At 70.6% G+C, this 21,461-nt stretch carries 17 protein-coding genes; 1 reads left to right on the plus strand and 16 read right to left on the minus strand.

Annotated features, from left to right (window positions below; all coding sequences use genetic code 11):
- Positions 1 to 11: 11 nt before the first annotated feature.
- The gene (locus QM619_RS02645) at positions 12 to 635 is read right to left on the minus strand and encodes a helix-turn-helix transcriptional regulator (protein WP_415104031.1); all 624 of its coding nucleotides are present in this window, start codon (positions 633 to 635) and stop codon (positions 12 to 14) included.
- A gap of 196 nt (positions 636 to 831) precedes the next feature.
- Between QM619_RS02645 and QM619_RS02650 the strand changes: the two genes are divergently transcribed.
- The gene (locus tag QM619_RS02650; protein ID WP_415104033.1) at positions 832 to 3,531 is read left to right on the plus strand and encodes a BTAD domain-containing putative transcriptional regulator; all 2,700 of its coding nucleotides are present in this window, start codon (positions 832 to 834) and stop codon (positions 3,529 to 3,531) included.
- A gap of 21 nt (positions 3,532 to 3,552) precedes the next feature.
- Here the strand turns inward: QM619_RS02650 and QM619_RS02655 are convergent, their stop codons facing one another.
- From QM619_RS02655 to QM619_RS02725, 15 genes are all read right to left on the minus strand, one after another.
- Positions 3,553 to 6,084 (minus strand): Hsp70 family protein, encoded by a 2,532-nt coding sequence (locus tag QM619_RS02655; RefSeq protein WP_415104035.1) that lies wholly within the window; start codon positions 6,082 to 6,084, stop codon positions 3,553 to 3,555.
- A 31-nt stretch (positions 6,085 to 6,115) separates the two neighbouring features.
- Positions 6,116 to 6,652, minus strand: coding sequence for a phage tail protein (locus QM619_RS02660; RefSeq protein WP_415104037.1), 537 nt, complete (start codon positions 6,650 to 6,652; stop codon positions 6,116 to 6,118).
- On the minus strand, positions 6,652 to 8,592 hold the full coding sequence (locus QM619_RS02665; RefSeq protein WP_415104039.1) for a putative baseplate assembly protein: 1,941 nt from the start codon (positions 8,590 to 8,592) through the stop codon (positions 6,652 to 6,654). Before QM619_RS02665 ends, QM619_RS02660 begins: the two co-directional genes overlap by 1 nt.
- A complete protein-coding gene (locus tag QM619_RS02670) occupies positions 8,592 to 9,020 on the minus strand; it encodes a GPW/gp25 family protein (protein WP_415104041.1) in 429 nt (142 codons plus the stop codon). The genes QM619_RS02665 and QM619_RS02670 overlap by 1 nt, the downstream gene beginning before the upstream one ends.
- Before the next feature lies 1 nt (position 9,021).
- A complete protein-coding gene (locus QM619_RS02675; RefSeq protein WP_415104043.1) occupies positions 9,022 to 9,303 on the minus strand; it encodes a PAAR domain-containing protein in 282 nt (93 codons plus the stop codon).
- Positions 9,304 to 9,334: 31 nt separating this feature from the next.
- Positions 9,335 to 11,146 carry a VgrG-related protein gene (locus QM619_RS02680; RefSeq protein WP_415104045.1) on the minus strand — a complete coding sequence of 604 codons (1,812 nt, stop codon included), beginning with the start codon at positions 11,144 to 11,146 and terminating at the stop codon, positions 9,335 to 9,337.
- Complete coding sequence (locus tag QM619_RS02685; RefSeq protein WP_415104047.1) at positions 11,143 to 11,958, minus strand: peptidase M23; 816 nt, start codon at positions 11,956 to 11,958, stop codon at positions 11,143 to 11,145. Before QM619_RS02685 ends, QM619_RS02680 begins: the two co-directional genes overlap by 4 nt.
- A gap of 21 nt (positions 11,959 to 11,979) precedes the next feature.
- Entirely contained in the window at positions 11,980 to 12,414 is a 435-nt protein-coding gene (locus QM619_RS02690) for a phage tail protein (RefSeq protein ID WP_415104049.1), read from the minus strand.
- 5 nt (positions 12,415 to 12,419) lie between these two features.
- Positions 12,420 to 14,246: a hypothetical protein gene (locus QM619_RS02695; protein WP_415104051.1), complete on the minus strand. Its 1,827-nt coding sequence runs from the start codon at positions 14,244 to 14,246 to the stop codon at positions 12,420 to 12,422.
- A gap of 82 nt (positions 14,247 to 14,328) precedes the next feature.
- Complete coding sequence (locus QM619_RS02700) at positions 14,329 to 14,487, minus strand: DUF6760 family protein (RefSeq protein ID WP_415083605.1); 159 nt, start codon at positions 14,485 to 14,487, stop codon at positions 14,329 to 14,331.
- Entirely contained in the window at positions 14,484 to 14,930 is a 447-nt protein-coding gene (locus QM619_RS02705; RefSeq protein ID WP_415104053.1) for a hypothetical protein, read from the minus strand. The genes QM619_RS02700 and QM619_RS02705 overlap by 4 nt, the downstream gene beginning before the upstream one ends.
- Positions 14,930 to 15,373 carry a phage tail protein gene (locus QM619_RS02710; protein WP_415104055.1) on the minus strand — a complete coding sequence of 148 codons (444 nt, stop codon included), beginning with the start codon at positions 15,371 to 15,373 and terminating at the stop codon, positions 14,930 to 14,932. Before QM619_RS02710 ends, QM619_RS02705 begins: the two co-directional genes overlap by 1 nt.
- Positions 15,374 to 15,402: 29 nt before the next feature.
- Complete coding sequence (locus QM619_RS02715; protein ID WP_415104057.1) at positions 15,403 to 16,953, minus strand: phage tail sheath family protein; 1,551 nt, start codon at positions 16,951 to 16,953, stop codon at positions 15,403 to 15,405.
- Positions 16,954 to 17,081: 128 nt separating this feature from the next.
- Complete coding sequence (locus QM619_RS02720; protein ID WP_415104059.1) at positions 17,082 to 17,432, minus strand: hypothetical protein; 351 nt, start codon at positions 17,430 to 17,432, stop codon at positions 17,082 to 17,084.
- Positions 17,432 to 21,460 (minus strand): phage tail protein, encoded by a 4,029-nt coding sequence (locus QM619_RS02725; protein WP_415104061.1) that lies wholly within the window; start codon positions 21,458 to 21,460, stop codon positions 17,432 to 17,434. Before QM619_RS02725 ends, QM619_RS02720 begins: the two co-directional genes overlap by 1 nt.
- Position 21,461 lies beyond the last annotated feature (1 nt).

Here is a 21,461-nt window from a genome sequence, read left to right on the forward strand (position 1 = left end):
GTAGTTGGGAATCAGATCAGTCCTTCACGGACGGCATAGGCGACGGCATGCGTGCGGTTGCGCAGCTGGAGCCGGGTGGTCAGATCGTGCAGGACATTCTTCACCGTGCGCTCGCTGTACGACATCCGCACCGCGATCTCACTGGTGTCCAGCCCGTCGGCGACCAGCCGGACCACCTCGGTCTCTCGCGGGGTGAGGCCGGTGAAGGTCAGCCCGCGGGGGGCCAGCACCTGCCGCTGCAGCCGTCCGACCTGTTCCAGCAGCCGGCCGAGCAGATCCGCCGGCACCTCGCCGTCGCCGGCGGCGGCCTTGTTCACCACCCGTGCCACCGCGTCCGGGCTGGCGTCGCAGCGCCGTAGCAGACCGACGACGCCGGCTTCGGCCGCGGCGACCAGGGCGGCGTCGTCGACGGTGGCCACGATCAGCACCAGCCGGGGACGCTGGTCCTTGACCAGCATGCGCAGGTCGCGGGTGGTGTCGTCGTCGACGACATCGGCCACCACCACCGCCACCGCGGCCTGCGCGGGTGAGTCGACGACCAGCATCTCGGGACGCATCCGCAGCTGGGCGCTGACCCCGGCCTGCGAAATGGGATCGCGGGCATGAATGAAGATGGGAATCCTGGCAATGGACATGCGGTCAGTGTGCCGAACCCGTTCACGATCGCCTCACCGTCACCTCAACAACGACTCAACAACTGGCAGTGGTGGCAGAATTGCGCATCCGGCGGGCCTGTCACCGGCCGAGAAATGCGACTTACACTCGCGGCACGAACTGTTCCGTTCCATACCTCAGCAAGCCTTGTGGAGCGACAACCCCCGGTAGGTCCGCGTGGAACCTGTAGTTTTCCTGGAAAAGGTCCGGCGTCCGGACGCGCGCGGCCTGGTCCGCGACCGGCTGGATTCGGTGGCGGCCTCGGTCCGGACGGGCGCACCGGGCGATGCGGCGTCCACCCTGGTGATCGGGCCGCCGGGTTCCGGCAAGACCACCCTGTTGAGCCAATTCGCCTCCGGCGCCGGCCGGGTCGGCTGGTATCGGGCCGGCCGCGAGGACGGCGACGCGGCGTCCGTCACCCGCTATCTCGGCCATGCGCTGGCGGTCGCGCTGGACGATCCCGCGTTGGCGCTGGCGGCGGCCGGCGGGATGATCGACGACGTGATCCGGGCGTTGGACGACGCCGGACCGCGCCGCGGGCTGCTGTTCGTCGACGACCTGCAGGAGATCGCCGGGACGCCGGCCGAACGAGCCCTGGAGACGCTGCTGCTGATGCGTCCGCGCGAGCTCGGCATCGTGCTGGGCAGCCGGCGTCCGCCGTCGATCGACACCGCCCGGCTGGTCGTCTCGGGCGAGCTCCGGGAACTGGACGGCGACGACCTGCGGTTCCGGTCGTGGGAGGTCGAGCAGCTCTTCCGCACCGTCTACGACGCGCCGCTGTCCCCCGAGGGCGCGGCCGCGCTGACCCGCCGGACCGGCGGCTGGGCAGCCGGGCTGCATCTGTTCCACCTGGCCACAGCCCGTTACGGACGCACCGAACGGGAGCGGGCGATCGGCGAACTGGGCGGCCGGTCGCGGCTGATCCGTTCGTACCTGGCCCGCAACGTGCTCGACGGCATCGACCCCGAACGCCTCGAATTCCTGCTCCGCACCGCCACCCTGGGTGTGCTCACCGGACGCCTGTGCGACGACCTGCTGGCCACCTGCGGCAGCGCCAGCGTGCTGGCCGCGCTCGAAGACGAGCAGTTCTTCACCACCTCCACCGACGGCGGCGTCACCTACCGATACCACCACGTGCTGCAGACCCAGCTGGAGGTGCTGCTGGTCGACCGGCTGGGCGCCTCGGGCGCGCGGGAGCTCTACCGGCGCAGTGCCGAGCTGCTGGAACGGGACGCCCGGATCGGCGCCGCCGTGCACGCCTACGCCCGCGCCGAAGACTGGGGCGCGGTGGCCCGGCTGCTCACCCCCGTCCCGCCGGCGACCGACGGCGACGCGGTGACCGGGCTGCTGGCGCTGCCTGGCGTCCCGGACGACGACCCCTGCCTGGCGATCGCCGGGGCCCGGCTGCTGGCCCGGCGCGGCCAGTTGGGCGAGGCGGTCGCCGCGTATCGGCGGGCGGAGCTGCTGCTCGACGACCGGCCGTTCATCGAGCGGTCACGGCGCGAACGCCGGTCGCTGGAGTTGTGGCTGCCGAACGCGGCACCTCCCCCGGCCACGGCGGCGGGCGGGTTGTCGCCGGTGTCGGTCGAGTTGCGGGCGGTGACCCGCTGGGCCCGTGCCGCGGTGAGCACGCCGCTGGCCCAGGCCGTGCACCAGCTGATCGCCGGACGCCTCGACGAGGCGGCGTCCGCGCTCGATCGGGTGGGGGCCGACGAGGGCTGGGAACTCCTCGCCGGGCGCCTGATGCGGCAATTCCTGTGCCTGGTCGGCGACGGCGAGCCGGACGCCGGGGGCGTCGAGGCCGTGCTGCTCGAGGCCGATCTGGAGGGCTGGCCTTGGTTGGCACGGATCGCTCGCGGCGTCCAGCTGGCCGCCCTGATCGCCTCGGCGCCGGAGGAGTGGACGGCGTCCGCGCACGAGCTGATCGACTCCTACCGCGGCGGCGCCGAGCCGTGGACCGAGGCGATGGTCGCGATCGCACTGGGTGCCGGGTTCGCCCGCGCCGGACGTCCCGAGGCCGCGGCGACCGCGCTGGCGCATGCCGGCGAGGTCGCCGACCGGATGGCTGCCCCGGCGCTGCGGGCCTGGACCCGCCTGCTCTGCTCAGGGCTGGTCGCGACAGCTGTGGTCACACCGGCACCGCCGACTGTCACGGCGTCCGACCGTCGCGACGAGGGGCCGCGAGTGGTGCTCAGCTGCCTCGGCGGCTTCCGGCTGAGCGTGGACGGCCGCCCCGTCGACCATGTGGCGCTGCGGCCCCGCGCCCGGTCGCTGTTGATGCTGCTGGCGCTGCACCACCGGCGTCCGTTGCATCGCGAGCATCTGCTGGAGCAGCTGTGGCCGGGCTCGTCGCTGGCCTCCGGTGTCCATTGTCTGCAGGTGTCGGTCTCCAGCATCCGGCTGTGCCTGGAGGCGGCCGGGCTGGACCGGGAGGCGCTGGTGCGCGAGGGCGACGCCTACGCGTTGCGGATCGCGGGCGCCGACGACCGGCTCCGGTCGTTCGAACGGCTGGTGGCGGACGCCGCGGCCAGCGGCGACCGGGCCACCGCGCTGCGGCTGCGGACGGCGGCGCTCGCTCTCTACAACGGCGACTTGCTGCCCGAGGCCGGTCCAGCCGAATGGGTGGTCGACGAACGCGACCGGCTGCGCCGGCTGGCCACCACGGCGGCGTCCGCAGCAGCCTCGGACGCCTTGGCGACCGGCGATCCGCGGACCGCGCTGGAGCACGCACACCGAGCCATCGACCTCGACCCCTACCAGGACTCGTCATGGAGCCTGATCGCCGAGAGCAACCTCCGGCTCGGCAACCATTCCGCGGCCGCGCTGGCCCAGCAGAAGCAGGCCTGGGCACTGGCCGAACTCGGACTGACCCGATAGCCGGCCGGGATCAGCCCAGGGTCAGCGCAGGCTCCAGAACGGCCGAGTGATCCGCTCCGCCTTCAGCCCCAGCGACCGGTCCACCGTGCCGTCGCGGCCGAACAGCCACAGGTCGTTGGTCTTTCCGGGGTTGCCATTGCTCTTCGACGTCCGGTCGGAGATCACCAGGAGTTCCATGCTGTCCGGCGACCAGACCGCCTTGAATTCGTTCGCCGGACCGGTGGCCACCTTCGACGGTGTGGCTTTGGCTACGGGTTTCATCGTGTAGACGTCCCAATTGGCCTTGGTAGCGCCGGTCGCGGGCGCTCGGCGGCTGAACGAGAGCATCGTGCCGTCCGGTGACCACACCGGGTGCGCGTTGATGCTCGACCCGGTGGTCAGCTGGGTGGGCTTGGCCGATTTGTCCCGATCGAAGGGCATCAGGAACAGCTGCCCGCCGGACGCCTTCGCCTCGCTGCTCGACCAGTAGACGACGGTCTGCCCGTCCGGCGAGACACTGAAGTCGCCGATCGTGGTGGCGGTCCGCAGCGTCCGGAGCACCTTTCCGTCCAGGTCGACCGCCATCAGCGCCATCCCGGATCCGGTGGACTGGCAGCTGATCAGCAGCGTGGTCGGATCGAGCCGGTTCCAGGACGCGTGCCGCACCTCGGCGCACCCCTTCGGCAATTGCGGCCAGAGCTGGTGGTCGTCGCTGCCGTCGGTGGCCATCACCCGCAGCGTGCCGCCGTTGATGTAGAGGACGGTGTCGCGGCCGGCCTGCATCATCGGGTTGGTGAGGGCGCCGCTGGTCGCGCCGAACGGGCCGGACACCGCGCCGCTGTCGATGTCCACCGCGAACAGGGCCTCCCGGCCGGAGCCCGCGATCCTGATCGGCACCAGCGCCGTCCGCTCGGACAACTCCGGACCGCGGGGGAACTCGGCGAGAGTGCGCTGGGGCCCACTGAGCGGCACGGACATCGTCGGTGTCGATACCGGCGCGGACGTCGCGGGCGGGGAACTCGCCGACGGGCCGGTGGTGTTTCCGCGCGGGAACAGGAAGAACGCCGCGACTGCGGCGACCACCACGATCGCGACCGCGGCGACGACCATCGGCGTCCGGCTCTTACCGGACCCGGCGGCCGGGGCCGGCGGCACCGGCGATTGCGGTGGCACACCCGCCGCGCCTGCCGCCGGCTGCTGCCAACTCGGGGCCGGCTGGCCGTGCCACGCCGGCGGCGCGGACGGCTGCGGTGTGGGAGGAGGTGGCGGCGGCGCAGGAGGCGGTGGAACCACCGGCGGTGCCGCTTGACGAGGCGGGGTCTGGGCAGAAGGAGCCGCGCCGGTGGACGCCGAACCCGGCCCGCTCCACGCCGGAGGTGGCGGTGGTGCAGCGGGTGGCGGTGCCGCACGCCGCGGCTCGGCGACGGGCGGCGGGACCACCGGCGGCGGGGACCACTGCTGGGATGCCGCCGGCGCCGGAACAGGCGGCGCCCCGACCGGCGGTGGTGCGAACGCCGACGCTGGCGGCGCGAACGGCGACGGCGGCGGTGCCGCGGCACCCGGAGGCGGTGGTGCAGGCATGGGCACGGGCGGAGGCGTCACGGGCACCACCGGTGGAGGCGGCGGTGGTGGCGGTGGTGGTGGTGGCGGCGGTGGTGCCTCCGTCCGGCAGCTTGCGGCGTCGCCGACCGATCCGAGCGCCACCTCCAGATCGGGCCGGGCACAGAGCTCGACCGGCACCGAATAGTCCCGCGCCAGCATCGTCCGGACCAGCGGGGTGCTGCTGCAGCCGCCGACCGCGACGATCGCCGTGAGGTCCTTGGCGATAAGTCCGGCCTCCCGCAGCGCTGCGGCGATCATCGCGATGCCGTCCCGAATCGGTCCGCGGACCAGCCCCTCGACCTCGGTGCGCGCCAGCGGAGCCGGCGGTACCCCGCCCCGCAGCGTCACCTCGACCCGCGGAGCGGTCGACACCGCCTCGCGGGCCGCCTGACAGGCCTGCCGGACGTCCGCCTCGGCCAACTCGCGGCCCCGATCGCCCAGCGCGCCGAGCACCAGCCGGGAGACCGCCTCGTCGAAATCGTTCCCGCAGGGGTGCGCCGCGCCGGCGGCAGCCAGCACCGTGAAGCCGGAGGCGTCCCGTTCCAGCACGCTGGCGGAACACGAGCCGCCGCCGAGGTCGAAGACGGCAAGCCGGGCACCCTCGGGCACGATCACCTGGGCGGCATAGCTGAGCGCGGCCGCCTCGGCCTGGTCGATCCGCCGGGCCGCGCCGAGGTCGGCCAGATCCAGGGCGGCGTCGAACGAGGCCCGCTCGGCGTCCCCCCACCAGCCAGGGACGGCCAGCACGATCTCGTCCGGCGGCCCGTCGAACTGGGCCGCGGCCCGGTCCCGTGCCAACCGGAGCAGCGCCGCGACGGCCTGGTCGGTGCCCAGTGCGGGGTCGCGCAGCTGGGCGACGGACGCCTGCGGGCCGGGCTCGCCGAGACGCACCAGTTCGGCCGGTCCGCCGTCCCGGCGCACGGCGGCAGCCAGCGTGGTCGTCCCGAGATCGACACCCAGGCGGTACGTCATCGTCGAACCTCTCCGCCGGTGCCGGCCTGGCTCACGGCTGGACCACCACGGTAGGCGGAATATGCGCCGGCGTCACCGATCTGATCACTGCCATGAGCCGATCGCCATCGATGGCGACGCCTTTCGGCGACGCGACGGTCACGGTGATCCCCGGCTCGGGTTGTCCGGGCAGGTCGCCGCCCGGCGTCGGCGACCAGCGGGCACCGCCCGATTCGGTGACGTCGACGTCCACCCCGAACACGCTGGACACCGCCAACTGAATGCTGCGCCGGGTTCCGCGGGCCGCGTTGACCGCGCCGGCGACCTGGAGCTCGCCGCGCTGCGGCGTCGGATCGACATCGACGTCGATGCCCAGGCCGAGCCATTGGGCCAGCCAGACCAGCATGTCGTCGGGTGCGGTGGCCGGGTCGATGTGGGCGACGAAGGTGTCCAGATCGAGAATGACCGGGGCGAGCAGCTCGTCGAATCCGGCGCACAGGCTGCGCGCGAACGGGTCCTCGCGCAGCATGGTGGGCAGCGTGTCGGCCAGCGGATGCGGGCTGGCCAGGGCGTCGATCGTGCCGCGCATCAGGACACCACCCGCACCTGATGGTCGAACGAGTAGACCAGCCCGGTCTCGGGCAGGTCGAGCCGGGTCACCGCGGCCCCGCGGGTTTCGGTGTCGGCGTCCACCGGATAGAGCGACACGCTCACCTCGCGGGACATGTCGACGCCCGGGATCCGGGCCAGGGTGGCATGCACCTCGTGCGCCTGCACGGCCCGTCCGAACGGCCAGCCCTTGCCGTCCGGACCGCCGCTGAGCGGGTCGTACAGCCGGTAGAGCGCCTGCAGCACCTCGGTCCGCAGCTCGCCGGGATCGAACCGGGAGCGGGCGCTGAGCTGCACCACCGCGGTCAGCCAGACGTAGTCGGGCGGCTGCACCAGCAGCCGCGTCCCGACCAGTCGGCGCTCGTCGAGGTTCTGCGAGATGCGTTCCAGGATCTGCCAGGGCGGGTCGAGGTCGGGCCGTTCGATCCGGCCCAGGTCGTCGCCGGCGACGTGCGGCACCACCAGCAGCCGGACGCCGCCCACCACCCCGGTCTCCGGAACGCATGCCACCCGAGCCGCGTCCGGGGCGGCGTCGCGGGCCAGCTCTTCGAAGTCGGCGACGGTGACCGCCCGGCCGCGGGAGCGCAGCAGCAGCGGCCCGCGGGCCTTCGCGTCGGCCAGCGTCTCGGCGTCCGCCCCGCCGATCGCCGGGTCGCGGTTCTCCACCCGTGAGACGTAAGGGATGCTGGTCTTCAGCACTCGGACCTGGCCGCGGGCGACGTTGCCGGCCTGGCCCCCGCCGGTCCGGTACGACTCGATCCGGACGACGGCGCCGGTCGGCGGCACCGCCCCGTAGTGCCGCAGCCCGCCGTCGGCGGAGCGCAGCGCCGGGCCGAATTCGACCTCGCCGGCGAAGGCATCGATCCGGAAATGCCGGTCGTCCGGCCCGGACTGGGCGAAATGCGGCACCTCGGTCCACTCCTGCGTGGCGTCCCCGGCCTGGACGGTCAGGGTCAGCGGGGCGTCCGAGGCCACCACCGGACGCCGTTGCAGCGCGAACCGCTGGGCGGGCGTGCCGTCGGAGCGGCCCAGCACCTCGCCGTGCACCACCTCGGCATGGATGGTCGGTGCGGTCCCGCCGACGGTGTGCGCGGTGACGCCGAGGATGGTCGGCGGCTCCACGTAGGTCGGCTGGTCTTTCCCGGCCTCGATCAGCCGGCAGCGCAGCCAGCCGGCTCGTTCGCGGGCGATCACCGAGGCGCCATGACCGTCCGGCACATGCAGCACCACATCACCGGGCTTGTTCAGGCCACCGGTGTCATCGCTGCCGACCTCGCAGACCACCCAGCCTTCGTCGGTCCAGGCCTCCCAGACCAGCGGCGGACGGCGCGGGTCGACCCCGCGTCCGGACACGGTGCAGTCGAATCGGAGCAGCACCGCGCAGGACGGCACGGCGTCGGTCAGCCCGATCAGCAGCGCGTCGCCCACCGTCGGCGCGGCGCTGAACGCCTGGAATCCGCTGCGGCCCAGCGCGTCGGTGGTGTCGGTCGGCGTCCCCTTCGCCGGTTGGGTGGCGGCCCGGCCGAACGCGCAGGGAATGATCGTCAGGCCGCGGGTGGTGCTGAAGGTGACCGGCTCGGAGACGTCGGTGCGCGGAGTGGCCACCCGGCTCTCGGCCCGGACGGTGACCGGTTGCGGTTGCGGCGCGGCCAGCCAGAACGTCGCCGTCCCGCGGGCGGCGGCCGGGGGACGCAGCTCGACCCCGATCAGCTCCAGGAATTTGATGTAGTTGCGGTCCGGCACCCGGTTGAGCCGGTAGATCAGCTGGTCGACCATCTGGGCGACAGCCTCGATCAGGGTGACGCCCGGATCGGAGACGTTGTGGTCGGTCCAGGTCGGGCAGCGCTGCTGCACCAGCCGCTTGGCGTCGTCCACCAGGTCTTGGAAGCCGCGATCGTCGAGGTTCGGTGCGGGCAACATCAGACGGCTCCGTTCTCCGGCTGCGCGGGAATGACGTAGAAGGGGAAGACCAGGTTGCGGGGGTCGTTCAGGCTGCGGATGGTGTAGCGGATGTCGATGTACAGCACGCCGGACGCCATCGCGTCGAACCCGATGCCGACGTCCAGCACCTCGATCCGAGGCTCCCAGCGGTCCAGCGCCTGACGGACGTCGTAGGCGATCTGCCCGGACGTGGCCGAGGACGGCGTGTTGAAGACGTGGTCGTGAATCCGGCAGCCGAACTCGGGGCGCATCGGCCGCTCGCCGACCGCGGTGCCGAGGATCAGCCGGATCGCCTGCTCGATCTCGCGCTCCCGTGTGACCAGCGCGATGCCGCCGGTGGCGTCCGTGCCAAGCGGATAATTCCAGCCGGCCCCGACGAAGTCGATCTCGGTGTGCGGTGTGGTCATCTCATCCTCCGATCAGGACGGTGGGGGCGCCTACGACGATCGGGGCGCCGCAGGCCGCCAGGTCGCCCATCCGGGCCGCCGGCATGCCGCCGATCAGCACCGTCGGACAGCCCGGCGGGGCGATCGCGGACGGCGGATGCACCCCCGGCGGGGGGAAGCTGCAGACGTGCGGCGTCCCCACCGTGGCGGCCGGCATGCCGGCGATCAGCACCGTGGGCACCCCCGGTGGCCCGATCACCCCGGGGTGACCGGTGGCGTCACCCACCCGTGCCGCCGCGGGCATCAGCCCTTCCCCTCTCGGCGGCGGCGCGTGGTCAGTTGAGCTTGATCAGCCCGGCCTGGATGTTGCACAGCGAGCCCCCCTTCACCTCGGTGGTGCCGCTTCCTTCGAGCTTGGCACTGACCCCGGTCAGGCTGAGCGTGGAGCCGGCCTTGACGTCGACCGCGCCGCCACCGCCGTCCACGCTGACCCCGGACGTCGCGGCCAGCGTGATCTTGTTGCCCTTCAGGTCGAGGTCGGCGCTCGCGGAATCGATGGTGATGCCCTGTGTGCCTTCGATCTTGACCTTGCCGTCGGCGTGCACGGTGATGGTGGTGCCGCCGTGGTCCATCACCAGGGTCAGCTTGTCGTCGGTGGTGGCGGCCCGGATGCCTTCGTTGCCGGAGGCGTCCAGCAGGTCGAGCCGGTGGCCCTTGCGCGAGACCAGCGAGCGCCGGTTGACCTGTCCGGTGCCGCCGTCGATCAGGTCGACCGGGCCGCGCGGCATGGTGTCGACGCCGTTGAACAGGCCGCCGAGCACCACCGGACGGTTCACGTCGCCCTGCTCGAAGGCGACCAGCACCTCGTCGCCCACCTCGGGCAGGAACTCGCCGCCCCGGTCTTTGCCGGCGCCGGCCTGGACGGTGCGCGCCCAGTCGCTGACGTAGTCGTCCGACAGCCACGGGAAGGTGAGCCGGACCCGGCCGGCGTGCTGGGGGTCATTGGCGTCCGAGACCTGGCCGATGCTGATTCCGGCGGGGGCCCGGCGGGTGCCGCCGGCGGTCAGCCCGAGCAGGGTGCGGTCGCGGCGTCCGGTCACCGCGAAGGACGTCGTGTACCCGGTCTGCGGGTCGAACCGGTGCCGCGAGGTGGTGATCGTGTACTTGCCGTCGAACGGGGCGCCCAGCCCGTCGACCGAGACGGCCGCGCCGGCCCGCAGCTCGGGGCGTCCGCGAGCCGTCCCCTCGAACTCGGCGAACGAGCTGCCGAGTTCGTCGGCGAGCACCCGGACGGCCTCGTCCACCTCGGCCTGGGTCCGGTAGGGAATGTCGGTGGCGACGTGGCTCGGCCCGCCGAACGCTTTGGCCAGCTGTCCGGGGGTCACCGTGGGCAGTTCGATCCGTTTCGTCTCGGCCGGCTGGGACGCCTTCAGCGCCTGCTTGGTGGCGACGTCCCAGCCGCGCACCTCGACGGTGTCGACCTGCCCGGCCGAGGTCAGCACGGCCCGGAACCGGAGCAGATCCTTGCCCGTGGTCAGCACCAGCGGCTGGCTCGAGGCGGTGCCTTCGGCGGCCGGGGCTTCGCTGGCCTGGGCCGGCTTGGTGAAACCGAACACCCCGTCGTGGACCGAAACTTCGAGGTTGTTCGCCCTGGCCAGGGTCGACAACACGGCCCAGTCGGTCTGGCCGGCCTGGCTGTAGTGGTCGTAGACGGTGGTGGTCGAGGTGACCTCGCCGATCCGCAGCCCGGCCCGCTGCGCGATGGTGGTGGCGATGTCGGACGCCGTGGCCTGCAGGTAGCTGGCGGTCACCCGTCCGCGGAAGAAGCGGTGCAGCTGGTCGTAGCCGCGGATCACGGTGAAGGTGCCGCCCTGGTCGAACTCGGCCTCCAGCGCGGTCACCTCGCCCTGGATCAGCAGGGCCGGCTGGGGCTGGTCGGCGACCTGGACGCTGACCTTCGCCGCCGATCCGACCTTGACGCCGAGCTGGCCGAGCACTTCGCGGTTCGGGTCGCGGAAGCGCAGCACGAAGGCGTCCGGGAGCTCCTGGCTGTCGTCGACGTAGGCGGCCATCAGCAGCGGCACCGTCTCGGCAGGGAGCGGTTTGCCGTCCAATTCGATCAGGCAGGTGCTGGTGATGCTGCTCATCGGTCCCCCGGCCATCTGTCCGTCGGCGTCTGGGCGAGCTCCTCGGGGCTGGGCAGCAGCAGCACCGTGCCGGCCGGCACCCGCAGCGGGTCGTCGATGGTGTTGAACCGGGCCAGCGCCCGCCAGGCCGCCGGGTCGCCGTATTCGGCGAAGGCGACCGAGGCGAGGGTGTCGCCGGCCACCGTCCGATGCACCCGGCGGACGTCGTAGCTGCCCGAGGTCGGGTTCTGCCGGCGGAACTCCTCGCCCGGCATCTCTTCGAGCTGCACCGCGCAGGCCGCCCGGATCGGGGTGCCGTCGGCGCTGAACAGGGTCAGCTTGGCGCTCACCGAGGTGATGAAGGCGGGGAAGCTGGCGGTCGATCCCCAATGCAGCACCACCAGCGGCGGCGACGGCTTCTTGTTCGCGACGCTCTCCGGGGTGGGCACACAGCAGGACATCAGCAGTTCGACGGCTTTGACCACCGAGCCGTCCTGCGCCGCGGTGGCGTCGAAGAACATCTCCAGGGTCATCTTGGCCGGCTCCGAGCCGGTGAACTCCGGCGGGCCCGCCTTGGACGCCCCCTTGGCCGGCTTGCGCTCCCATTTGGCCGCCTTGCTGATGGTGACCTCTTTGGGGTTGAACTGGAACGGCACGACGCCGCGCTTGGCGCCGGCCGATCCGCCGTGGCCGGGGTCGTAGATGGTCAGCTGGGCCTTGTGCATCTTGGGTCGGCCCTTGACCGGGACGCCTCCGCCGGCCGCCTTGTCGCCGGGCAGGGCGACGTCGGCCATCGCTGCCGAAGTCTGCAGCACGATGGACTGACCGGCCATGTCGTCTCCTCCCGTCCGCGCTCAGGCGCCCTTGGGCAGGAAGCCGTGGTGGGCCAACTCGACGGTCTCCATCGCGACCTTCGGGCTGTCCGGGTTGAGGCTGGGGCCGGACCAGCGGACCGGGATGACGCCGTCCAGCGCCCACACCGCGACCACTTCGCGGTCGCCGGTCATCGCGGTGATGGTCGCGGTCTGCCGCCGGACGCCGGACGCAAAGCTGCACAGCCAGGCGGTCAGCTTGGCGCTGTCGCGGCAGACCGGACGGCTGAGCTTCACATTGCTGTACTTGACCCGCGTCGGCAGCTGCCAGACGAAGCCGTTGTTGCCGCCTTCTTCGCGCTGCTCGATGACGACTTCGAGGCCGAGTCCCTCGCAGCTGTTGAAGGCCCCGATCTCGTTGTCGTCGATGGTCACGCTGAAGCACACGCTGACCGCCGGATCCTTGTTCTCCGCCACGTCCCTCACCCTCCTGCCACGTCAGTCAGCCACCCGGCCCGTTCCCGGTCGAGCCACAGCTCCTCGCGCAGCCGGGCGGCGAGTGGCTCGTACAGCCGCCGGGCCAGCTCGTCGACATTGCCGCCTGCCGCACCGGACGCCGCCCCCACCGCCGCGGCCGCGGCTGCCGGGGCAGCGGCGGAAGCCGCGGCGTCCGGCGGTGCGGACTCGGCCGGTGCCGGTTCGGCGGCTGCTGGGGCGTCCTCGGTGGTCTCGCGTTGGACGCTGGCCTCCATCGGCGACTGGTCGGCGAAATCGGCGAACATGCTGACGAAGGACATCCCTTCGCCGAGTCGCTGGCCTTCACCCGGCGTCCGGACGCTCGCCGGGCGGACCAACGTCAGCGGCGGTTGCGGCGACACCGTCGCCGGCGCGGCGCTCACCCGCTGCACGGCGTCCGGGACAGCCGGTTCCGAGAACGCCGGCACGGGAAGTGCCGAGACGGCAGGCGTCGAGGCGGCAGGCGTCGAGATCGTGGAGGCCGATCGACGTTGCACAGCGACGATCGGCGGCGCGACCTGCGCCGTCGTCCTCTCGCTGATCGAGCTTGTCGAGATCCCCGACAGCCCCACCGGAACATCGCCGATCGAGCCTGTCGAGATCCCCACCGGCATGACCGGGACGTCACTGATCGAGCCTGTCGAGATCCCCGACGACACGGCTGAACGACTGACCGGAAGCTCGACCTGAGCACCTGCCGAGACCCCGTGCGGCGCCACCGGGACATCGCTAATCGAGCTTGTGGAGATCCCAGATGACACCACCGAACGACTGACCGGCAACTCGACCTGAACACCTCTCGAGACCTCGGACGGCGCTACCGGGGCCTCGTTGATCGAGCTTGTCGAGATCCCCGACCGCCCCACTGGAACATCGCTGATCGAGCTTGTCGAGATCCCTTTCAGCACCTCTGTGGGACCACTCGCAGCAATGGGCATTGCTACCGGCTCGGCCTCAGGCACGGCCTCGCCGATCGACGGCTCGCTGGGCTCGGCAAGGACCAGCGGCACCTCGGTGAACCCGACCTCGGCGCTGCGCTGCACCGCCGGGATTGTCGGAGCTGGGGTAGTTGCCGGCGTCGGCACCACCGGAAGCGTCCGCTGAACGACCGCCGGCGCTTCGACCGGACGCCGAGCGATGGTGGGCTCGGCAGTACGGGCCGGTGCACTGGGCGCCGCGGCGGCGGAACGCTGAATCGCGACCGGTTCAACACCACGCACCGGATGATCAACTTCCGACCGCTGCACCGGAACCGATCGGACGCCGACCGGCCCGGCCACCGGCAGATCCATGGCAGCCGGCGGATCCACAGCAGTAGGCATGGAGCCTTCGCTCGCCCTCACCACCGGCTGCACCGCGTCCGCTGGTTGTGCGACGTCCACCGGTTGCCCGACATCTGGCGGCGATTCGACATCTGACGCGGGGTCGGTCGGGGACGGCGATTCGGCGACAGCCTCAGGTGCCACGGTCACGTCCGGGTACTCCATCGGCACCACTGCCCAGTCGGCCACCCGCCGCTGGATGGCCGGTGCGGCCGGCGCCGCGGGCCGAGGCACGACCAACTCCGGCGACCGGTAACCGCCGCCGCGCTGACCGGTGGTGACCAGGCCGTCCACCAGGCCGCCGACCGTCGGGTCGACCCGATGGCTCATCGGCGTCATCAGGCTGGGGTCAGTGAAGGACGCCAACGAGTCGCGGAAGCGGTCGTTGATGGCGACCGGCGCGATCGGCTCGGCCAGCACCCGCTGCAGGCGGGGGACGTCGTTCCACTCCCCTGTCGGGGGGCGGGTCACCGGCGCGGCACCCCTCCGTGCGCCCGGATCGGCAGCTGGCCGTCCCAGCAGCCGTGACCACCACGCCATGTTCGTCACCTCCTCAGGACTCCTGGATCCGGGTGTTCAGTGCCGCCACCTCGGCCACGAAGCGCTGCCGTTCGGCATGTTCGAGGTCGAGCAGGTCGTCCCGCGACCAATGCAGGTAGTAGGCGAGGTACGCGACCTCGGCGTAGAGCCGGTCGGCCGCGTACGTCGCTATTCCCCCAGGCGGCCCCCGGAAACGTCGACCGCGAAACGGTGCTCACAGGCCGGGCAGGTCACCGCGGCACGGGTGTGGCCTTCGGTGTTCACCCGCCGGTAGAGGTCCTGCAGAAACGCCAGGTCGGCAGCGAACAGGTTCTCGATCACGCCGGCATGAATGTCGGTGACCGTGCCGATCCGGGTGACGACCCGTGCCAGCAACACCACGGTCAGGTAGGCGGCGTTCTCCCGGACCCGGTCGTCGCGCAGCGGGATCAGCTCGTCCCGGGCCGTCGCCAGCCGCATCACGCCGTCGCGATGCACCATGCCCGCGCCGTCGACGTAGCCGCGCGGCAGCACGAACGGAAATTCGGTGATCAGCGGCTCCGGGGCGAGCGGGCCCGGCTCGGCGTCGTCCGTCGATCCCCGCGGCAGCAGGTCTGCCAGCGCGCCCCGTCGCATCACTCGACCTCGATGCTCTCGCAGGTGAGCACCAGTTTCTCGGACAGATACGAGGTGTCGCCGGCCTTCATCGCGCCGATCTCCAGGCTCTTCGGCCAGGCGTTGGTGAGCTTGTAGCGCTTCACCGGGTTGCCTTCGAAGTCGAAGACGATGATCGCGCCGCCACGACGGACGTCGGCCATCTTGCCGAACCGGCTGTCCTTGATCCATTTCTCGAAACTGTTGTCCGAGGTGAGGCCTCGGGTCAGGGTGATGTCGGGTGCCTTCGGACGCCCCGGCAGCCGCCGGATCTGGAATTTGCCGTCCGGCCCGTTCTCTTTGTACTCGACCACGTCCTGTTCCAGTTTGAGGCCGCTGACCTCGGTGATCGCCTTGATCGTGATGCCGTCGAATTCCAGTCCGAAGGAATGGCCGACGCTGCTATCGCCATCGGGAAGTGCCATTGTTGTCTACCTCTCGTGCTGTGCTGTCGTTACTCGCTGACCAGCGAGGTTCCGCCGGAGAATTGGGCCAGCCGGAAGATCACGAACTCGGCCGGCTTGACCGGTGCGACGCCGATCTCGCAGACCACCTGGCCGGCGTCGATGCCTTCGCTCGGGTTGGTCTCGGAATCGCATTTCACGTAGAAGGCCTCGTCGGGGGTGCTGCCGAAGAGTGCCCCGACACGCCATTCCTGCACCAGGAAGGCGGCGATGGTGCGCCGGATCTTGGCCCACAGCGCCTGGTCGTTCGGCTCGAACACCACCCAGTTGGTGCCGTTGAGAATGGACTCCTCCAGGTAGTTGAACAGCCGCCGGACGTTCAGGTAGCGCCACGCCGGGTCGGACGACAGCGTCCGCGCCCCCCACACCCGGATGCCGCGTCCGGCGAATGCCCGAACGCAGTTGATTCCCTCGGGGTTGAGCAGGTCGTGCTCATTGCGGGTGATGTTGATCTCGATGTCGATGGCACCGCGGACCACCTCGTTGGCGGGTGCTTTGTGGACGCCGCGTTCGGCGTCGTTGCGCGCCCAGATCCCGGCCATATGACCCGCCGGCGGCAGATAGCCCAGCGTGCCGGTGACCGGATTCATGGTCTGGATCCACGGCCAGTACAGCGTCGCGTACATCGAGTCGTAGCGCGCCTTGTCGACCCGCCATTCCTTGATCTGCTGCGCGTTGAATCCGGGCGGCGGGTCGAGGATCGCGATCCGGTCGCCCATCAGCTCGCAGTGCGCGATCATCGCGGTCTGCACGGCCTGCACCCCGTCCAGGTCGATGGCGCCCTGCTGGTAGGCGCTCATCAGGTCGGGGACGCACAGCATGGTGACCTCTTCGACGGCTTCGAGGGCCGCAAACCCGGTGCGTTCGGCGACGTCACCGACGTAGTCGTCGGCGCTCAGCCGGGCCGGCGGCGGCGCCGGGGGCGCGACCAGGCTGATCTGGGTGTTGGCCGGACGCTCCACCGGTCCGGTCGCCGTCTCTTCCAGGTTGATCAGCTTCGAAGCGGCGTTCACCATCGTCACCACGTTCTGCTTGCCCTTGGCCAGGGTGGCCCGGTCGAACTCCTCGACCACCTCGCCGCCCCGCTTCACCAGCAGCCGGAACATGTCGTCGCTGGGGGTCTCGCCGCCGGCGTCCGCGATCTCGACGGTCAGGTCACCGGGCTGGACGCCAGGGTCGATGGCCGCCGCCCGCAGCCGTCCGAGTTGCGCGAAGGGGGCGCCGGGCAGCGCCTTGGTCCGACTGGCCGGCGCACCGCGTCCGGCCGCGGCCCCCGGCTCTTCGCCGATCCGGACGATGTAACAGTTGCCACCGCCGTTCATGAAGTAGCCGTAGACGGATTGGGCCAGGTAGCTGCCGGCGAGGAAGCCACCGAACGTGGTGGTGAACTGCGTCCAGTTGCTGACCAGCGTGGGCCGATTGAACGGCCCCGACTCGGCCAGGCCGACGAACGCGGCCACGGCTGTTCCCACTCCGGCAAGCGGACGGGCGCCCGCTGCCACTTCCTCGACGTATACCCCTGGAGACTGATAGGTCGGCATGCTCGCTCCTCTACTAAGGCCTGACAGAAGAGTCGCCGGGCCGACCGCGGGACGGAACGCCTACCGGGACACACCCGGGGGCAACGTGATCTGCCCGAGCGGGCAACGCACCAAGCGGGAGACCCACATCACATGGGGAGAGACTTCACCCGCTCGAACTGCAACGCCAGCCAGTCGTGGCAGGTGACTCCGCCATACATACGTCCGTCGTCGTCGACGCCGCGCCCGGCATGCGCCTCGATCCACGCGCAGAGCTCCGCCGGGGGGTCAGCGAGCACCGCCTCGAACGCCCGCAGTGCATTCTCAGTCCACCACGGGGTGGAGGCTCGGTGGTGCCTCCAGAGCGCGTCCACCTGGCTCTCGTCGGATTCCAGCCAGACCGCCTCCAGCACATCGGCCAGGAAGCCTTGGGGATCGCGCTGGCGACGTTCGTTCTGCTCCTGGATCAGCTGGTCCAGGTCCCGAGGACCGACGCTCATCAGGCCGGCCAGGCGCTGTGCACGAACCAGCCTCCGGGTGCACTGCCGTGAGCGATCACCCGAACGGTGATCCGGTCGCACGGCACTTCAATGGTCATCGGGTTGCCATGCCCCGCCGGATCGCCGGGATAGGCGTCGCGAGCGACTGCCCCGCCCAGCGACAAGGGGCGATCGGCCACATTCTGGATCGGCACCGCCACCCCGGGCGCACGGCGGTAGGACAGTCCCCACCCTGCGGCGCCCGGTGTCACCAGTGCCTCCTGGTAGGTCCCGGCGGTAAGGATGAGATCGCGGAAGGCCGGCCAGTTCGCACCCTGGACGGTGGTCGCCATCCACGACGCGATCGCTGCGTTGGCCATGGCAGGAGTGAGGAAGGCACTGGAGCGGTTGTTCTGCTGCGGACCGGGCAGCAGGATCCGACCCGCGAGTTCGAGTCTGGTGCGGTGCGGCCCGAGCACATGCCGATCAACGATGTGGCCACCCTCAAGCCCCAGCGCATCTTCTGCGGCCGCGCTGGCGAAGGCTCGAGGAGCTTGACCATCATTGACCAGCAACATAGCAGTGACGACCGACCGTCGCGCATTGAAGCGGCGACGCAATTCGTCCTTGGCCAAGGCCACCCGCACCGGCACATCGGCGGGCTGCTCGTTCTCGAGCGCCGTAGCCGGGGACGCGTCCAACCACAGTAGGTCGAGCGGACGCGAGGTCGGATGAAAGCCGTTCGGGTAGAAGCGGTTGTCCAGCGGCGTCGCCCCTGTTCGCCTGGTGGTGTTGGGTGCGATCACCACCTCGAAGTCCACGTCGTTGTCGGCCTGATCCTTGGTCGGATCGGCGAACTTCACCGAGAGCCCGATGCCGGACCGCAGCTTGGGCTGGTGCGTCCGGATCAATTCCCTAGCCTGCTCCTCTTTCTCCTTGCGGACGTCTCGGTATGCCTGGCCACGTCCAGGCCGGTTGAGTGCCTCCGCGATCGTGTCGGCGATCTGTTCGTGCTGCCTGACCTCCGCGGGTGTCAGCCCGCCGGCCACGTCGGGGCCGGCTCCGCGGCCGAACTTCCCCTTGACCTTCGCCGCTCCGGCACGGGCCTTGTCCTTCACCCACTTCTTGCCCGCCTCGGCCTTCCCCTTCACCCAGGCCTTGCCGGCGGCCGCCTTGGCCTTGACCTTCTTGCCGAGGCCGGTGATGCCGCGGATGATCGGTCCGGCGAGTTTCAGGCCGGTCTTGATCACGAAATCGATCGCCTTGTTCACCGGCTTCTGCAGCTTTTGGATGATCTCGCGGATCTTCTGCCCGATGCCGCCGAGCCCGATCAGGCTGGCCATGAACCCGATGATGATCGGCACCATCTGGCCGAGCACGTCGTTGATCTTGTTCACCACCGCCGAGATGTTGCCGGCGACGATCTCGGCCATCGAGTCGAGAATGGTGTTGACGAAGCGGGCCAGCCGGGCGGCGTTGTTCACGAAGAACATCACGATGTCGTAGATCAGCTTGCAGGCCTTGATGAACGCGCCGGCCGGGTTCAGCAGCCCGATCAGCCAGCTGATGCCGGCCGAGATGATCCGGTCCTGGACGAAGTCCTTCACCTGGTCGAAGATCATCTCTTTGATGTTGCCGAGCTTCTCCATCAGCATCTGCCAGAGCCCGCCGACGCCCTCCGGTCCGGCGATCACCTGGAAGATCTCGACGCCCTTCTCGACCGCGCCCATCGCCTTCTCGCCGATCTTCTTCACCACCCGGTTGCGGATGTTCGCCCAGGTGAGCCCGAAGATCGAGGCCAGGAAGCCAATGATGCCCTTGATGTCGAACGACTTGGGCAGCTCGATGCCGCCTTCGGCGAGCGCCCCGAACAGCCAACTCATCAGGCCGCGGCGCAGGTGACCGAGGAAGTCGTCCTTGAATTTGAGGATGCCGCCCTTGATGCCGGCGATCAGGTTGCCGAGGAATTTCACCGGCGCCTTGACGATGTCTCCGACCACGCCGGCCGCGCGGGCCAGCACATCGGTGAGCATCGCGACGAGTTCCCGGATGGTGTTGATCACGGCTTTGATGGCGCCGATCGCCTTGTCGACCAGGCCTCGGTTCTCGGCCTGCAGTTCTTCGATCCGTTCGTCCAGGCCCTTGCGCGCCTCGACGTACTTGGTGGCCAGGGTGTCGACCAGCTCCTGCTGTTTGGAGTCGACGTCGCTCTCCAGTTGCGCGAACCGGTCGCCGATCTCTTTGGACGCGTCCGCGCCCACCTTCTGCAGGTCCTTCGGCAGCGATTTCACATAGGACGCGATATCGGCCCGGCCCTTGGCGATCCGGGTCTTCGCGGCGGTCAGGTCGGCGCCGACGATATCGGCGACCCGCGAGATGGTCCGGTTCATCTCTTGCAGGTAGAGCTCGCGGCCGGCCTCGTAGAACTCGTTGACCTTGGCGGGCATTCCCTTGATCTTGTCCCGCAGCCAGCGGAACTTGCCGAGCCAGCCGCCGTACCGGTCCTTCTTGTAGGCCGACATCTTCGCGTCGACGTAATTCTCGAATTTCGCGCGCGCCGCCGCCTCACCGGCGTTGAATTCCTTGTCGACCTTCGGATCGATGCCGTCGAGGATCTTCTTCACGTCGGCCTCGGTGGCGTTGAAGAGGCCGTCGATCTTGCTGGTCACCTCGGCCCGCTTGGCCTCGTCCTTGGTCTTCGCCTTGCCCTTGTCGGCGACCAGTGTGGCCAGCGCGGCGGCCCGCGAGCTCTGCATGCCGTGCATGCCGGCGGTGGTCTCGGTCTGCGCCTCGGCCTTGCCCTGGCCGATGACCTGCGCCTCTTCGGCACGGTAGGCGGCCGGCGCCGCCTCGGCCTGGGTCGCGGCGGCCTTCTTGTCGGCGAGCGCCTCGGTGAATTGCGGCTCGTTCGATTCGGCCAGCTGCTTCTCGGAGACGTCCGCCTCGGCGAGGGTGTCGTCGGCCTGACGCGTCCCGGCCGCCAGGTTCAGCTGCTCGGCGGGAGCGGGCTTCGGGACGGCTCCGGCCGCGGGCGTCGGTGTCACGCTGCCGGCCGGCTCAGCGCCCATCGGGGTGACCGGCTTGGCGACCGCCTTGGACTGATCCGGCGGGGCCGCGGTCGCGTCGGCGATGTCGTGGGCCTGTCCCGCCTTCCCGTCGGCGACCATGCCCTTGATCTCGCCCTTGACCTCGGCGGTCTTGCCCGACTCCTTGTACTTGTCGGCCTGGGCCAGCGTCTTGGGGGTCTTCGCCTCGATCGCGGCCTTGACCGCGGTGATGAACGCCTTCTTGTCGAAGCTGCCCGGCCGTTGGGCGTCCATCGTGTCGGCTTTGGCGGCCTTGGCCTGGGAGCCGATGTCGTTGGCGGGCGGCACTGCCGCGTCCTGGGCCTCCTTGGCCTTCGCGGACGCCGGGGCGTGCGCCCGCTTCTGCTTCGCGGTCGTGGCGACCCGTCCGGTGACCGCGACGAACGCCGGGTCGTCCTCGGGTCGGACCAGGGTGGGGGCGACCGGCGGCTGATACGGATCGACGACGGTCTGCGGCGCCAGTTCCGCCGCGGGCGCGGCCGCCATCGGCGCCGGAGCCGGGGCGGCGTTCTTCTTCGCTCCGGCGGCCGGTCTCGCGGCGGCCTTGCCGAGCGGGCTGACCGCCGGGGTCTTCTTCGGCGGCGGCACCGGCTTCTTCGCCGGGACGGTGCCGGGACCGAACCCGCTGCTGGTCACGGCCAACGCCGACGCCGGCGGCCTCACCCCGTCGAGATCGACCGGGATGCCCAGCGCCTGGGCCGCCTTCAGACCCTTCTCCACCTTGTCGACGGCCGGTTCGTCCCGGTTCAGCTCGGTTCGGGCGTCCGTCATGTCCCGAGCGGCCTGCGGGCCGGGCATCCGCAGTTGCCCGAGAATCAGCGCGTTGATCGCCTCGTTGCCGGCGGCTCGCTGCAGCTCGAGGATCGCTGCCGGACCGAGCGGCGCGCGCGGACGGGAGCGGGCCGAAGCCTGTCCGCGTCGCAATGCCTGATCGGCGGGTGCGCGGACCCGATCCTGCGTCACT

This window comes from Micropruina sp., from assembly GCF_047606665.1.
In the GTDB taxonomy this organism is placed as follows: Bacteria; Actinomycetota; Actinomycetes; order Propionibacteriales; family Propionibacteriaceae; genus Micropruina.

Coding starts and splice junctions, on each gene's coding strand:
- QM619_RS02655 (WP_415104035.1), bottom strand. CDS start 6,084: ATGACGTACCGCCTGGGTGTCGATCTCGGGACGACCACGCTGGCTGCC.
- QM619_RS02660 (WP_415104037.1), bottom strand. CDS start 6,652: ATGCGCGGCACGATCGACGCCCTGGCCAGCCCGCATCCGCTGGCCGAC.
- QM619_RS02675 (WP_415104043.1), bottom strand. CDS start 9,303: ATGCCCGCGGCGGCACGGGTGGGTGACGCCACCGGTCACCCCGGGGTG.
- QM619_RS02680 (WP_415104045.1), bottom strand. CDS start 11,146: ATGAGCAGCATCACCAGCACCTGCCTGATCGAATTGGACGGCAAACCG.
- QM619_RS02720 (WP_415104059.1), bottom strand. CDS start 17,432: ATGAGCGTCGGTCCTCGGGACCTGGACCAGCTGATCCAGGAGCAGAAC.
- QM619_RS02685 (WP_415104047.1), bottom strand. CDS start 11,958: ATGGCCGGTCAGTCCATCGTGCTGCAGACTTCGGCAGCGATGGCCGAC.
- QM619_RS02715 (WP_415104057.1), bottom strand. CDS start 16,953: ATGCCGACCTATCAGTCTCCAGGGGTATACGTCGAGGAAGTGGCAGCG.
- QM619_RS02665 (WP_415104039.1), bottom strand. CDS start 8,592: ATGTTGCCCGCACCGAACCTCGACGATCGCGGCTTCCAAGACCTGGTG.
- QM619_RS02645 (WP_415104031.1), bottom strand. CDS start 635: ATGTCCATTGCCAGGATTCCCATCTTCATTCATGCCCGCGATCCCATT.
- QM619_RS02710 (WP_415104055.1), bottom strand. CDS start 15,373: ATGGCACTTCCCGATGGCGATAGCAGCGTCGGCCATTCCTTCGGACTG.
- QM619_RS02670 (WP_415104041.1), bottom strand. CDS start 9,020: ATGACCACACCGCACACCGAGATCGACTTCGTCGGGGCCGGCTGGAAT.
- QM619_RS02705 (WP_415104053.1), bottom strand. CDS start 14,930: ATGCGACGGGGCGCGCTGGCAGACCTGCTGCCGCGGGGATCGACGGAC.